This window comes from Streptomyces sp. V3I7, assembly GCF_030817495.1.
Classification (GTDB): Bacteria; Actinomycetota; Actinomycetes; order Streptomycetales; family Streptomycetaceae; genus Streptomyces.
In genome coordinates this window covers 611,119-624,163 of record NZ_JAUSZK010000001.1, presented here as the reverse complement: position 1 = coordinate 624,163, position 13,045 = coordinate 611,119, and the positions used below count along the sequence as shown (strand labels likewise).

Annotated in this window: 13 protein-coding genes and 1 pseudogene; 8 read left to right on the top strand and 6 right to left on the bottom strand. The window is 70.5% G+C overall.

What is annotated here, in order from left to right:
* Nucleotides 1–13: 13 nt before the first annotated feature.
* A complete protein-coding gene (locus tag QFZ74_RS02980) occupies nt 14–613 on the bottom strand; it encodes a class I SAM-dependent methyltransferase (protein WP_307619213.1) in 600 nt (199 codons plus the stop codon).
* Between the two features lie 152 nt (nt 614–765).
* Between QFZ74_RS02980 and QFZ74_RS02975 the strand changes: the two genes are divergently transcribed.
* From QFZ74_RS02975 to QFZ74_RS02955, 5 genes are read left to right on the top strand one after another with little or no spacing between them, the layout of a single operon-like run.
* On the top strand, nt 766–1,542 hold the full coding sequence (locus QFZ74_RS02975) for an MHYT domain-containing protein (RefSeq protein WP_307619212.1): 777 nt from the start codon (nt 766–768) through the stop codon (nt 1,540–1,542).
* 44 nt (nt 1,543–1,586) lie between these two features.
* Entirely contained in the window at nt 1,587–4,118 is a 2,532-nt protein-coding gene (locus QFZ74_RS02970) for a nitrate- and nitrite sensing domain-containing protein (protein ID WP_307619211.1), read from the top strand.
* Nucleotides 4,115–4,552 carry a roadblock/LC7 domain-containing protein gene (locus QFZ74_RS02965; RefSeq protein ID WP_307619210.1) on the top strand — a complete coding sequence of 146 codons (438 nt, stop codon included), beginning with the start codon at nt 4,115–4,117 and terminating at the stop codon, nt 4,550–4,552. The genes QFZ74_RS02970 and QFZ74_RS02965 overlap by 4 nt, the downstream gene beginning before the upstream one ends.
* A gap of 22 nt (nt 4,553–4,574) precedes the next feature.
* Entirely contained in the window at nt 4,575–4,988 is a 414-nt protein-coding gene (locus QFZ74_RS02960; protein ID WP_307619209.1) for a DUF742 domain-containing protein, read from the top strand.
* Nucleotides 4,989–5,041: 53 nt separating this feature from the next.
* Nucleotides 5,042–5,644, top strand: coding sequence for an ATP/GTP-binding protein (locus tag QFZ74_RS02955; protein WP_307619208.1), 603 nt, complete (start codon nt 5,042–5,044; stop codon nt 5,642–5,644).
* 15 nt (nt 5,645–5,659) lie between these two features.
* Here QFZ74_RS02955 and QFZ74_RS02950 read toward each other — a convergent pair whose 3' ends face one another.
* Nucleotides 5,660–6,088, bottom strand: coding sequence for a PPOX class F420-dependent oxidoreductase (locus tag QFZ74_RS02950; protein WP_307619207.1), 429 nt, complete (start codon nt 6,086–6,088; stop codon nt 5,660–5,662).
* A gap of 91 nt (nt 6,089–6,179) precedes the next feature.
* Between QFZ74_RS02950 and QFZ74_RS02945 the strand changes: the two genes are divergently transcribed.
* Nucleotides 6,180–6,593: a roadblock/LC7 domain-containing protein gene (locus QFZ74_RS02945; RefSeq protein WP_307619206.1), complete on the top strand. Its 414-nt coding sequence runs from the start codon at nt 6,180–6,182 to the stop codon at nt 6,591–6,593.
* 126 nt (nt 6,594–6,719) lie between these two features.
* Complete coding sequence (locus QFZ74_RS02940; RefSeq protein ID WP_307619205.1) at nt 6,720–7,694, top strand: DUF6397 family protein; 975 nt, start codon at nt 6,720–6,722, stop codon at nt 7,692–7,694.
* A 34-nt stretch (nt 7,695–7,728) separates the two neighbouring features.
* Here QFZ74_RS02940 and QFZ74_RS02935 read toward each other — a convergent pair whose 3' ends face one another.
* Nucleotides 7,729–8,598, bottom strand: a complete 870-nt coding sequence (locus QFZ74_RS02935; RefSeq protein WP_307619204.1) for an acyl-CoA thioesterase II — start codon at nt 8,596–8,598, stop codon at nt 7,729–7,731.
* A gap of 19 nt (nt 8,599–8,617) precedes the next feature.
* Nucleotides 8,618–11,132 (bottom strand): annotated as a pseudogene (locus QFZ74_RS02930) (DEAD/DEAH box helicase).
* Nucleotides 11,133–11,277: 145 nt separating this feature from the next.
* Here QFZ74_RS02930 and QFZ74_RS02925 point away from each other — a divergent pair.
* Nucleotides 11,278–12,072, top strand: coding sequence for a metal-dependent hydrolase (locus QFZ74_RS02925; RefSeq protein ID WP_307619203.1), 795 nt, complete (start codon nt 11,278–11,280; stop codon nt 12,070–12,072).
* A 74-nt stretch (nt 12,073–12,146) separates the two neighbouring features.
* Here QFZ74_RS02925 and QFZ74_RS02920 read toward each other — a convergent pair whose 3' ends face one another.
* The gene (locus QFZ74_RS02920) at nt 12,147–12,422 is read right to left on the bottom strand and encodes a type B 50S ribosomal protein L31 (RefSeq protein WP_307619202.1); all 276 of its coding nucleotides are present in this window, start codon (nt 12,420–12,422) and stop codon (nt 12,147–12,149) included.
* 66 nt (nt 12,423–12,488) lie between these two features.
* Complete coding sequence (locus QFZ74_RS02915) at nt 12,489–12,959, bottom strand: DUF5709 domain-containing protein (RefSeq protein ID WP_307619201.1); 471 nt, start codon at nt 12,957–12,959, stop codon at nt 12,489–12,491.
* Between the last annotated feature and the right edge of the window lie 86 nt (nt 12,960–13,045).

Sequence of the window (13,045 nt, the reverse complement as noted above, 5' to 3'; positions counted from 1 at the left end):
GGCGAGGCCGCTCTCAGCCCTCCCGGACCGCCAGGACGAGGAAGCGGTCGTCCTCGTCGACATACGACGTCATGCGCCACCCGGAACCGGCGAGCAGCGGACGGAGGTTCGCCTCCGCGCGCAGGTCGTCCGGGGTGAGCTGCCTCCCGTGCCTGGCGGCCAGGGCCGCGCGACCGATCGGGTGGAACAGCGCCAGCGTGCCGCCCGCCCGCACCACCCGCGCCAACTCCCGCAGATTCTCGGCGGGGTCGTGCAGATGCGAGACGAGCCCCGCTCCGAAGACGGCGTCGAGGGACTCCGACCGCACCGGCAAAGTGGCCACGTCGCCGAGCAGGAGCTGCCCGTCGCGGTCCCGTCCGGCGTTCACGGCGGCCTGGAGCATCTCCGGGGTCAGGTCGACGCCCACGACCGTGCCCGATGGGCCCACCGCCGCCCGCAGGGGCGGCAGCGCGCGCCCCGTGCCGCAGCCCGCGTCCAGCACACGATCACCCGGGCGCAGCCCCATGTCGGCGATGGCCGCCGCGTAGGCGGGGCCGTCGTCGGGGAACCTGCTGTCCCAGTCGGCCGCCCGCGCGCCGAAGAACTCCTGGACATGTGTGTGGTTGTCGCTCATGTTCCACATGATCCCTCACTGGAAAGAAGGACGCTGCGGCGCACATGTTCGAGCGGGACGCGATCGTTCCGGCGCACGGCTGCGTCATATCCCAACACCTTTCGAAATACGCCCCTCTTGTGCGACCGTGCCCCCGCTAGCGTCCCCTGGCCATGGGACACCTGCACCACGCCACCTTCGGCTGGCTCACCCCCGTGCTGTCGTACGCCATGGCCTGCATCGGCGCCGCGCTGGGACTGCGCTGCACCGTCCGCGCGCTCGGCACCACCGGCCGATCGCGCCGGAACTGGCTCGTCACCGCGGCCTCCGCGATCGGCACCGGCATCTGGACCATGCACTTCGTGGCCATGCTCGGCTTCAGCGTCACCGGTACCGACATCCGCTACGACGTACCGCTGACCATCCTCAGCCTCCTCGTCGCCATGGTCGTCGTCTGCACCGGCGTGTTCGCCGTCGGCTACGGCCGTGACCGCACCCGGGCCCTCCTCCTCGGCGGTCTCACCACGGGACTGGGCGTCGCGAGCATGCACTACCTGGGCATGGCGGCGGTACGGCTGCACGGGGACGTGAGCTACGACCCGCTGCTCGTCGGGCTCTCCGTCGTGATCGCAGTGGCCGCGGCGACCGCCGCTCTGTGGGCGGCGCTGAACATCAAGTCGCCGCTCGCGGTCACGCTCGCCTCCCTCGTCATGGGGGCAGCCGTCAGCAGCATGCACTACACGGGGATGTTCGCCGTCAGCGTACGGGTCTCCCCTTCCGGCTCCGTCCTACCCGGGGCCACGGCGATGCAGTTCATCTTCCCCCTCGCCGTCGGTCTCGGGTCCTATCTGTTCCTCACCTCGGCCTTCGTCGCGCTCTCGCCCACGGCGGGCGAACGCCAAGCGTCCGCCTCGGCCCAGCTGCCGGTCGAGAGAGCCGCCACCCGCTAGTGGGTCCGGCAGAGCGCGCACCGAACCACACCGAGCGAGGAGCCATGCGCACACCCCGTAGGACCCCCAACGGCGGGGTGGAGACGACCTCCGCCTCCACCCCGCCGCCCGTGCGCGGCCGTCGCGCACACGCCGGACCGCCGGCTGACGAAGCGCCCGACGAATCGCTCGGCGCGGTGGCGGACAACATGCCCGCGCGCGCGGGACGGTGGCGGATACGCCCCCGGACCGTACGGGCCAAGGTCGTCTGCCTGCTGATGGTGCCTGTCGTCTCCCTGCTCGTCCTCTGGGCGTACGCCACCGTCAGCACCGCCCAGGACGTCTCCCGCCTCCGTCAGGCGCAGCGCGTCGACGCCCAACTGCGGGAGCCCCTCGTCGCCGCCGCCGATGCGCTCCAGGCCGAGCGCACGGCCGCCGTGGCCTACGCGACCCACCCCGCCGTCGCACGGAGCGGCGACCTCAGGGAGCTCGCCGCACACACGGACCGTGCCGTGGCCAGACTGCGGCTCGGCGGCGACAACACCGTGGCGGACAGCGAAGAACTCCCGCGCGGTGTCGCCGAGCGCATGCAGACCTTCGTCAACGGAGCCGAGCACCTGCGCACGCTGCGGAAGGCCGTGCTCGACAACAGGGCCGACTGGAACGCGACGTACGGGCAGTACACCAAGATCATCGCGGCGGCCTTCGGCGTCGACGGCGCCCTCACCGGCATTCAGGCCGACGATCTCGGCGCCGACGCGCGCGTGCTGCTCGAGTTCTCCCGCGCGCGGGAGGCACTGGCACAGGAGGGCGCCCTTCTGGCGAGCGCCCGTCTGTCCGGAGGACTCGAAGGACGGCGTCTGAAGCTGTTCGCCGGAGCCGTCGGCACGCGTCGCACGCTCACCGACGCAGCCGCTCAGGATCTGCCCGCAACCCCGCGCGCGACCTGGCGAGACTTCGCGGACGGCCCCACTTACAACACGCTCGGCACGCTTGAGGGCAGGGCCCTCGCGGGTACCCCGGGTGCCGGCGGCGCGCTCAATGCGGTTCCCGAGGCGGGCTGGACCACGACCCACGCGCGCGTGCAGGACGCAATGCGGGACGTCGAGACGCAGACGGGCAACGCCGTGGCGGGCCGGTCCGACCCGTTCACACGTGGTCTGCTCACCCCGGCCGGCGCTGCGGTCCTCCTCGGACTGGCCGCCGTCACCGCCTCGCTCGTCATCTCCGTGCGCATCGGACGCACCCTCGTCGTGGAACTGGTCAGCCTCCGCAACGGCGCCCTGGAGATCGCGCGGCGCAAACTTCCCGAGGCCATGAGCCGGCTGCGAGCGGGGCAGGAGATCGACATCCGGGTGGAGGCGCCTTCGGGACCGCCCGCGGAGGACGAGACCGGACAGGTCGCCGAGGCCCTCAGCACCGTGCACCGCGCCGCCCTGCGCGCCGCCGTGGAGCGCGCCGAACTCGCCAGCGGCATCTCGGGCGTGTTCGTCAACCTCGCGCGGCGCAGCCAGGTCCTGGTCCACCGCCAACTGAGCCTGCTGGACAGCATGGAGCGCCGCTCCGACGATCCGGGTGAACTGAGCGACCTCTTCCGGCTCGACCACCTCACCACCCGCATGCGACGCCACGCCGAGAGTCTCATCATCCTCTCGGGAGCGGCGCCCGGCCGGGCCTGGCGCATGCCGGTGTCCCTGACGAACGTCGTCCGCGCGGCCGTCTCCGAAGTCGAGGACTACGCGCGCGTGGAGGTACGTCAGCTTCCCGAGGCGTCCATTGTCGGCGCCGCCGTCGCCGACCTCACCCATCTGCTCGCCGAGATCGTGGAGAACGCCGCCCAGTTCTCGCCGCCCCACACGCGCGTGCGCGTCACGGGCGAGCCCGTCGGCAACGGATACGTCCTCGAAGTAGAGGACAGGGGGCTCGGCATGGGCGCGGAGACCCTCGCGGAGGCCAACCGGCGAATCGAGCAGTCCGAGGCACTCGACCTGTTCGACAGCGACCGCCTCGGCCTCTTCGTGGTCAGCAGGCTCGCGGCGCGCCACAGCATCAAGGTGCACCTGCGGACCTCGCCCTACGGAGGCACCACCGCCGTCGTCCTGGTGCCCAGTGCCCTGCTGCACAGAGGCACGGCGGAGCTCCGCGCCCGCCCTGCGGCGGAGGCGGGGCCAGCGGACGAACGCGCCTACGCGCGCGTGCCCGGCGTTCCACCCCAGGAGGTGGTTTCCGTGTCGGCCGACCGTCCCGCCCTGGTGGCCACGGCCGAGACACCACCGGAGCCCCGCACCGAAACCCCGCCTCCGGGAGTCACCGCCCTGCGGCCGAACCGTCCACCGCACGGCTCCGAGGGCAACGACGATCTCCCACGCCGGGTACGGCAGTCGCACATCGCCCCGCAACTGCGCGAGCAGCGGCCCGAGGAGCCCGCCCGGCAACACGACTCCCAGGAAGACGGCCAGCGCACCCCCGAACTCGTACGGGACCGCATGGCCGCCTACCGCGCCGGCTGGGTGCGCGGCGGCGGCAGGCAACCCGGTCGCGGAGCCGCCCCCGGCCGCGAAGCGGGACGACACAGCAGCGAAGGAGACCCCGCATGATCCACGACTCGAGCACGAGAGGCGCGCAGCGGTCCGGCGAACTCGACTGGCTGCTGGACGACCTGGTGATGCACGTGGGCGAAGTACGGCACGTCGTGGTGCTCTCCAACGACGGCCTCGCCGTAGGCGCCTCGACCGGTCTCGAACGGGAGGACGCGGAGCATCTAGCCGCCGTGGCCTCCGGCTTCAACAGCCTGGCCAAGGGCGCGGGCCGGCACTTCGGAGCGGGTGGCGTCCGCCAGACCATGGTGGAGATGGACGACGCCTTCCTCTTCGTGGCCGCGGCCGGGGACGGTTCGTGCCTCGCGGTCCTCACGGCCGTCACCGCCGACATCGGGCTCGTCGCGTATGAAATGGCCCGTCTCGTCAAGCGCGTCGGCGAGCACCTCCGGACGGCCCCGCGCGTGAGTGCGCAGCCGCCCGCCGCCGGTTGAGCCGGGAGGGCGATCGGCACCGATGACCAAGGACACGACGGGCGCGCCCTGGGAACAGGGCAGCCAGTGGTACGACGGTGAGGCCGGGCCCCTGGTCCGCCCCTACGCCATGACCGGCGGCCGTACCGAACCAGGCTCCACCGGGGTGCGTTTCGACCTGATCGCACTCGTCACGCTCGACCCCGGCATCTCCGCCGTCGACGACGACACCGCGCTGGGCCCCGAGCACAGGTCGATCATCGACCGGTGCCGCACGGAGACACAGTCCGTGGCCGAACTCGCCGCCGGCACCGACCTCCCCGTGGGAGTGGTGCGGGTGCTGCTCGGCGACCTCCTGGAACTGGGCTGGGTGACGGTCAGCCGCCCGGTGCCGCCAGCACATCTGCCCGACGAACGGATTCTGCGCGAAGTCATCGAGGGGCTGCGGGCACTGTAGATGAGGAATCAGAACCGATCGGGCACGACGATGCCCTTCCGAGAGAAGTGATCATGGTCTCTGAGCATTCCGAAGCCACCGGCGACACGTCCGCCCTGGCGTTGAAGATTCTGGTCGCCGGCGGCTTCGGCGTGGGCAAGACCACCCTGGTGGGGGCCGTCAGCGAGATCAAGCCGCTCAGGACGGAGGAACTCCTGAGCGAGGTGGGTCAGTTGGTGGACGACACCGACGGCGTCGACCAGAAGGTCACCACGACCGTCGCCATGGACTTCGGCCGCATCACCATCCGCTCCGGCCTCTCGCTGTACCTCTTCGGCACCCCGGGCCAGGACCGCTTCTGGTTCCTGTGGGACGAACTGTCGCAAGGGGCCCTCGGCGCCGTGGTCCTCGCCGACACCCGGCGACTGCAGGACTGCTTCCCCGCGGTCGACTACTTCGAGCACCGCCGCATCCCGTTCGTCGTGGCCGTCAACTGCTTCGCCGGCGCCCGCTCCTACGACGCCCAGGACGTGTCCCGCGCGCTCGACCTCGACCAGGGAACGCCCGTGGTCCTCTGCGACGCCCGCGAGCGGAACTCGGGGAAGGAGGTCCTGATCCAGCTGGTCGAGTACGCCGGGCGGATGCACACCGCCCGGCTGCTCGACTCCGTGAGCTGACCGGCGGAGGCGGTCTCAGTCCGCCAGGTCTTTCAGTGCCACCACCTTGTCGATGGGAACACGGACCAGCAGTTCACCCGGAACGCCGTTGCGCGCACCGAACTCCTCGGCCCGGTCCTCGCCCATGTACCGGGCCGCGATCCGGGTGGCCCAGTGGCGGACCTCGTCGAGGTCCTCCGACAGCCGGGCGCGGCCGTTCATCACCACGAAATGGAACGGCGGCCGGTCGTCGTCCACGCACAGGGCAACCCGCCCGTCACGGGCCAGATTCCGTCCCTTGACGGTGTCCTTGCCCGTGTTGAAGACCACCTCGTCCCCGACCAGCAGGAACCAGACAGGTGCCACGTGGGGACTGCCATCGGCCCGAACGGTCGCCAGTTTTCCGGTGCGGGTGCCCTGCGAGACGAACGCCCGCCATTCCTCGTCGGTCATCTTCTCTGCCATGTCTCCATCCTCCTTGCCGGGACGGCGGCCGTGGGGAAGGCTGGCGGAGAGTCCTCCGGTCAGGGGGAGACACCGCACGGGGAGACGGAACATGGCGCAGAACCAGGGACTGGGCTGGCTGCTCGACGACCTGACCGAGCGTGTGCCGCACGTACGGCACGCGCTGGTCCTGTCGAACGACGGGCTGGTGAGGGGATCGAGCACGGGCCTTCGCCGTGAGGACGCGGAGCATCTCGCCGCCGTAGCCTCCGGACTGCACAGTCTGGCCAAGGGCTCCGGACGCCACTTCGGCACGGGCGGAGTGCGCCAGACGATGATCGAGTACGACGATGCCGTGCTCTTCGTCACCGCGGCGGGCGGCGGCAGTTGCCTGTGCGTCTTCAGCGGCGCGGAGGCCGACATCGGTCAGATCGCCTACGAGATGACGCTGCTCGTCAACCGGGTCGGCGAGCACCTCGACGTGGACGCGAGACAGCCTGAGCGCACCCCGGCCGCGGAGCTCTGACCTGCGTCTTCGACCCGCCCCGTGGAGTTATCCACAGCCCCGAACCGCAATTCTTTCCAGCGGCTACGGTGTGTGTCACAGCGAACGCACAGAGCGTGAGCATCGACTGCACGGGGGAGTACGACCATGTCCGGCGACACCATCACGCAAACGCCCCGCCTCACCTGCACGCTGAGCCGCGCCGCACGCGAACTGGGTCTCAAGCGGCGCGAGTTCGACCTCGCCGTGCACCTCGGACGCATTCGGACGGTGTTCGACGAGGGAGGTGGCGGTCGCCGGGTCGAGCACGCGGAGATCGACCGGCTGCGCGCGGAAGAGGGAGAGGGTGGCCCTTGCCAAGCACTCAAGGAGAGCGTCAGGGCTGTCGGCGCCACTGAAGGCGCCAAGCTCATGGGCGTACCGGTCGGCAGGTTCACCCGCCTCGCGCGGCTGGGGCTGGTGACGCCGGTGACCTTCTACCTCAACCGGTATCGAGCGGTGGTCTGGCTCTATCTCGCCGAGGAACTACGGCAGTTCTCGAGCGACGAGAAGAACTCCCGCCTGCTGACCGGCCGTACACCTGAGACGCTGCGCGACCAGCTGCGGACGGGCCTCGACCTGCGCGCCCGCAATTGGCGCGGACGCCGGCTCGGGTTCCTGCTCCGGCAGGCCACGGATCCCTGGGAGCGCGCCGGCGCCGTGGCTGCCTTTCTGGACCCCGTTCATGTCGCAGACGTCGTCAAGGATCCTTACGAGCGCGCCCACTTGAACCGGTTCCGGCCGGGACCCCCTTCGCACGGCGCGCCCGGATCGCCCTCCGTACTGCTCGCCGAGAGAATCATGAGGGCGGACGACGCCGACGAGATCGAGTGGCTGCGCCACGACCTCGCGCTAGCGCTGGACGAGGCACGCGGGGACCGTTCCGCCCCGCGACCGACGCCGCGGCAAGTCCCGGACGCGCTAGTGCCGCAGCCGCCCGAGCCCGTGCGTGACGTCACCGTGGTGCCATGCGACACCACGGCTACCCGACACCGAGCATCAACGCCTGGAAAACCAGGACGGCCACCCCATCGACTCCGGGGCTGGCTGCGTCGCAGAAGCCCCCGGCCCGTAGCTCGGTGAAGGCCGGGCGGGGGGACCCCGAACTCCGGGCGGGTCAGCCCAGTTCGCGGAACAGGCCCTCCTGCACCACGGACACGAGCAGTTGACCTTCGCGGTTGTAGATGCGGCCCCGGGCCAGACCACGGCCGCCGATCGCGATCGGGGACTCCTGGTCGTAGAGGAACCACTCGTCCGCGCGGAACGGCCGGTGGAACCACATCGCGTGGTCCAGGGAGGCCAGATCGAAGTGGCGCGTGCCCCACAGGGGCTCGACCGGGATACGGACCGCGTCGAGAAGGGTCATGTCGCTGGCGTACGTGAGCGCGCAGGTGTGCACCAGCGGGTCGTCTCCCAGCGGACCGACCGCGCGCATCCACACCGCGCTGCGCGGCTCGGCGCCGTCGATCTCCTCGGGGGTCCACCGCAGCCGGTCCACATAACGGATGTCGAAGGGCTGGCGACGGGCCATCCGCTCCAACTGCTCCGGCAGGGCGCCCAGGTGCTTGCGGATCTCCTCCGCGACCGGCGGCAGCGACTCGGGGTCCGGCAGCTCTCGGCCCGGCGGCAGCTGGTGCTCGAACGGTCCTTCCTCAGGCTTGTGAAAGGAGGCGGTCAGATTGAAGATCGTGCGGCCCTGCTGCACGGCGGTGACCCGGCGCGTGGTGAACGACCGCCCGTCGCGGACTCGTTCCACCTGGTACACGATCGGCACGCCCGGTCGCCCGGGGCGCAGGAAGTACGCGTGCAGCGAGTGCACCGGGCGGTCGCCCTCCGTGGTGCGTCCGGCGGCGACGAGCGCCTGGCCAGCCACCTGGCCGCCGAAGACCCGCTGGAGGGACTCGTGCGGGCTCAGGCCGCGGAAGATGTTGACCTCGATCTGCTCCAGGTCGAGCAGGTCGACGAGCCTTTCGGCCGGGTTAGTCATGGGTGTGTTTCTCCTGTGCTCACAGCTGGCCGACATCGGTGACACGGACGACCGCACGGCCCTCCGCGTCAGAGGCCGCGAGGTCGACCTCCGCGCTGATGCCCCAGTCGTGGTCGCCGTTCGGGTCGTCGAAGATCTGGCGGACGCGCCACAGCCCGTTCTGCGGCTCCTCCTGGATGACGAGCAGCTTGGGGCCACGGGCGTCCGGTCCGGTGCCGAGGTCCTCGTACTCGTCCCAGTACTTGTCCATCGCCTCGCCCCAGGTCTGCGCGTCCCAGCCGACGTCGGCGTCCATCTCGCCCAGCTCCTCGACTTGGTCGAGGGCGGCGAGTTCCACGCGACGGAACATCGCGTTGCGGACCAGCACCCGGAAGGCGCGCGCGTTGGTGGTGACCGGCTTCACCTCGTCGGCCCGCTCCTGGGCCTGCTCGGCGGTCATCTCCTCCGGGTTGGCCAGCTGCTCCCACTCGTCCAGCAGGCTGGAGTCGACCTGGCGCACCATCTCGCCGAGCCAGGCGATCAGGTCCTGAAGGTCCTCCGACTTGAGGTCGTCCGGGATCGTGTGCTCGAGGGCCTTGTAGGCGCTGGCGAGGTAGCGCAGCACGATGCCCTCGGTGCGGGCCAGCTCGTAGTGGGACACCAACTCGGTGAAGGACATCGCGCGTTCGTACATGTCACGGATGACCGACTTCGGCGACAGCGGATGGTCGCCGACCCACGGGTGGCTCTTGCGGTAGGTGTTGTACGCGTGGAAGAGCAGCTCCTCCAGGGGCTTCGGGTACGAGATGTCCTGGAGCCGCTCCATGCGCTCCTCGTACTCGACGCCGTCCGCCTTCATCGCTGCCACGGCCTCACCGCGCGCCTTGTTCTGCTGGGCGGCCAGGATCTGCCTCGGGTCGTCCAGCGTGGACTCCACGACCGACACCATGTCCAGCGCGTACGACGGCGACTCCGGGTCCAGCAGCTCGAACGCGGCCAGAGCGAACGTGGACAGCGGCTGGTTGAGTGCGAAGTCCTGCTGAAGGTCCACGGTGAGGCGGACGATGCGACCCTCTCGCGTCCGGCTTGTCGAGTTTCTCGACGATGCCGCCGTCCAGCAGCGAGCGGTAGATGGCGATGGCCCGCCGGATGTGCCTGAGCTGCTGCTTGCGCGGCTCGTGGTTGTCCTCCAGCAGGTGGCGCATCGCCTCGAAGGCGTTGCCGGGCCGGGCGATGACCGACAGCAGCATCGTGTGCGTCACCCGGAAACGGGAGGACAGCGGCTCCGGCTCGGAGGTGATCAGCTTCTCGAAGGTGTTCTCGGTCCAGCCGACGAAGCCCTCGGGAGCCTTCTTGCGCACCACCTTGCGGCGCTTCTTCGGGTCGTCTCCCGCCTTGGCCAGCGCCTTCTCGTTCTCGATGACATGCTCGGGTGCCTGCGCGACGACCAGTCCAGCCGTGTCGAAGCCGGCCCGGCCCGCACGGCCGGCGATCTGGTGGAACTCGCGGGCGCGCAGCGTACGGACGCGGTTGCCGTCGTACTTGGTCAGTGCCGTGAACAGCACCGTACGAATGGGGACGTTGACGCCCACGCCGAGCGTGTCCGTACCGCAGATCACCTTCAGCAGGCCCGCCTGCGCGAGCTTCTCCACCAGGCGCCGGTACTTGGGCAGCATGCCGGCGTGGTGCACGCCGATGCCGTGGCGGACGTAACGGGAGAGGTTGCGGCCGAACTTGGTGGTGAAGCGGAAGTTGCCGATCAGCTCGGCGATCTGCTCCTTCTCCTCGCGCGTGCACATGTTGATGCTCATCAGCGCCTGTGCCCGCTCCACGGCCTGCGCCTGCGTGAAGTGCACGATGTAGACCGGCGCCTGCTTGGTCTCGAGGAGGTCGGTCAGGGTCTCCGTGAGCGGAGTGAACTTGTACTCGTAGGAGAGGGGCACCGGGCGGGTAGCGGAGCGGACCACTGCCGTGGGGCGCTGGGTGCGCCGGGTGAGGTCCTCCTCGAAGAAGGTGACGTCGCCGAGCGTGGCCGACATCAGGATGAACTGCGCCTGGGGCAGTTCGAGCAACGGGATCTGCCAGGCCCAGCCGCGGTCGCCCTCCGCGTAGAAGTGGAACTCGTCCATGACCACCTGGCCGATGTCCGCGTCCTTGCCGTCGCGCAGCGCGATGGACGCGAGCACCTCGGCGGTGCAGCAGATCACCGGGGCATCGGCGTTGACGGAGGCGTCGCCGGTCAGCATGCCGACGTTCTCGGTGCCGAAGATCTTGCACAGTTCGAAGAACTTCTCGGAGACCAGTGCCTTGATCGGGGCGGTGTAGAAGGTGACCTCGTCGCGGGCCAGCGCGGCGAAGTGGGCGCCCGCCGCGATCATGCTCTTGCCGGAGCCGGTGGGCGTCGACACGATCACGTTCGCACCGGAGACCACCTCGATCAGCGCCTCCTCCTGGTGGGAGTAGAGCGTGAGACCGCGATCCTCGGCCCACGACTCGAAGGCTTCGTAGAGGGCGTCGGGGTCGGCGGTCGGCGGCAGCTGATCGATGAGGGTCACGCACCCATCTTGCCTGGCCTCCTGGTCGATCCGGGAATCGGCTGTGGATCCGAAGATCACGACCGCTACGCTGTGTCGCCGACAGAACGTCAACGCACCTGGTCAACTGGACTGCGGTATACGAGGAATGGGGCGGGCTACGGCCATGATGGGACCAGCACACTCACTGTCGGGGGCCGCTGCCTGGCTCGGGGTCGGAGCGGCCGCCGCCGCAGCCGGCAGCCCGATGCCCTGGCCGGTCGTCCTGACCGGCGCACTGATCTGCGCCGGCGCCGCCCTCGCCCCGGACCTGGACCACAAGGCGGCCACCATCTCGCGCGCCTTCGGCCCGCTGTCGCGATGGCTGTGCGAGTTCGTGGACTCCTTGTCCTACGCCGTCTACAAGGGGACCAGGAAGCCGGGCGACCCGCGTCGCTCCGGCGGACACCGCACGCTGACGCACACCTGGGTGTGGGCGGTGGTGATCGGCGCGGGCGCATCCGCCCTGGCCGTCGCCGGTGGCCGCTGGGCGGTGCTGGCGATCCTTTTCGCGCACATGGTGCTGGCGATCGAAGGACTGCTGTGGCGGGCGGCTCGCGGTTCCAGCAGCGACGTCCTGGTCTGGCTGCTGGCCGCGACCAGCTCGTGGATCATCGCGGGTGTACTGGACAAGCCCGGCAACGGCTCTCACTGGCTGTTCACCGAGCCCGGCCAGGGGTACCTGTGGCTGGGTCTCCCGATCGTGCTGGGCGCGCTCGTGCACTGCATCGGGGACGCGTTGACCGTCTCCGGCTGCCCCATCCTGTGGCCCATCCCGGTGGGCCGCAAGCGCTGGTACCCGCTGGGGCCGCCGAAGAGCATGCGGTTCCGGGCGGGCAGCTGGATCGAGGTCAAGGTGCTGATGCCCGTCTTCATGATCCTCGGGGGAGTGGGCTGCGCGGCGGCTCTGAACATGATCTAGCGGCAACCCGAGCGGGCGGCCCGGGAGGGCGGCGGGGGACGACCGGCCGAGATGGCCCGCGGTCGGGCGGCGGGTCAGGTCCCCGTCGCCTTGCCGGATCGCGGCGCGGCCGCACCGTAGCGCCGCTCGAAGTGCGCGATGCGGCCCTCCGAGTCCACCGTGCGGGCCTTGCCGGTGTAGAAGGGGTGGCTCTCCGAGGAGATCTCGACATCGATCACCGGGTACGTCCCGCCGTCGTCCCAGTCGATGGTCCGGTCACTGGTGGCGGTGGACCGGGTCAGGAAGGCGTAACCGGCGGCGCGGTCGCGGAAAACCACAGTCCGGTACTCGGGGTGCTTGTTCTGCTGCATGGCTGCTCCTCGTGCGTGCGAGGCACTGGCCGGGGCTGGGCACGGGGCGCCGGGACGGTCGGGCCGTCAGCCGGACAGGGCGTCCTCGTCCACGATGTGCACGGCGGCCTCCTCGGCGGAGGCGCCCGCGCCGTCGATGCCCACGTCCGTGGCGACCAGCGCGCTCTCCTGGTCCTCGTGAGCCCCCTCGTCCGGCGCGACGAGCCGGCCGGACCGGCGGTCGCCGACCTCGTCGTCGAGTGCCTCACCATCGGTGCCCTGACAGTCGCCGATGCCGTCGCCGTCGGGGACGGACGGCTCGGGCAGCTCCTCGGCGAGCCGCTGGTCGAGGGTCTCGCCGCGGTGGCGCTCTTCCGCCGTCACCCCCTCGTGCTCCACCGCCCATGGCCGCTCCGGAGGCGACCAGCCCCGGTCGAGAGGGTCGCTCACGCCGTCGTCGACCAGCGTGTCCTCGGAGTCGAGCAGCCCGGCATCGTCCTGAACCTCGGATCCATCGGGCTGGTAGACGTCGTCTCCCCATCCGTCGGCGCTGTTCACGGGTACCTCCAGGTCATGGGCACGGCCCGCTCTCACCGCGGCGGGCGGCGGACCGCCGGCACGCGGGACACAGCTCCCACCCGGCG

Coding starts and splice junctions, on each gene's coding strand:
- QFZ74_RS02980 (WP_307619213.1), bottom strand. CDS start 613: ATGAGCGACAACCACACACATGTCCAGGAGTTCTTCGGCGCGCGGGCG.
- QFZ74_RS02975 (WP_307619212.1), top strand. CDS start 766: ATGGGACACCTGCACCACGCCACCTTCGGCTGGCTCACCCCCGTGCTG.
- QFZ74_RS02970 (WP_307619211.1), top strand. CDS start 1,587: ATGCGCACACCCCGTAGGACCCCCAACGGCGGGGTGGAGACGACCTCC.
- QFZ74_RS02965 (WP_307619210.1), top strand. CDS start 4,115: ATGATCCACGACTCGAGCACGAGAGGCGCGCAGCGGTCCGGCGAACTC.
- QFZ74_RS02960 (WP_307619209.1), top strand. CDS start 4,575: ATGACCAAGGACACGACGGGCGCGCCCTGGGAACAGGGCAGCCAGTGG.
- QFZ74_RS02955 (WP_307619208.1), top strand. CDS start 5,042: ATGGTCTCTGAGCATTCCGAAGCCACCGGCGACACGTCCGCCCTGGCG.
- QFZ74_RS02950 (WP_307619207.1), bottom strand. CDS start 6,088: ATGGCAGAGAAGATGACCGACGAGGAATGGCGGGCGTTCGTCTCGCAG.
- QFZ74_RS02945 (WP_307619206.1), top strand. CDS start 6,180: ATGGCGCAGAACCAGGGACTGGGCTGGCTGCTCGACGACCTGACCGAG.
- QFZ74_RS02940 (WP_307619205.1), top strand. CDS start 6,720: ATGTCCGGCGACACCATCACGCAAACGCCCCGCCTCACCTGCACGCTG.
- QFZ74_RS02935 (WP_307619204.1), bottom strand. CDS start 8,598: ATGACTAACCCGGCCGAAAGGCTCGTCGACCTGCTCGACCTGGAGCAG.
- QFZ74_RS02925 (WP_307619203.1), top strand. CDS start 11,278: ATGATGGGACCAGCACACTCACTGTCGGGGGCCGCTGCCTGGCTCGGG.
- QFZ74_RS02920 (WP_307619202.1), bottom strand. CDS start 12,422: ATGCAGCAGAACAAGCACCCCGAGTACCGGACTGTGGTTTTCCGCGAC.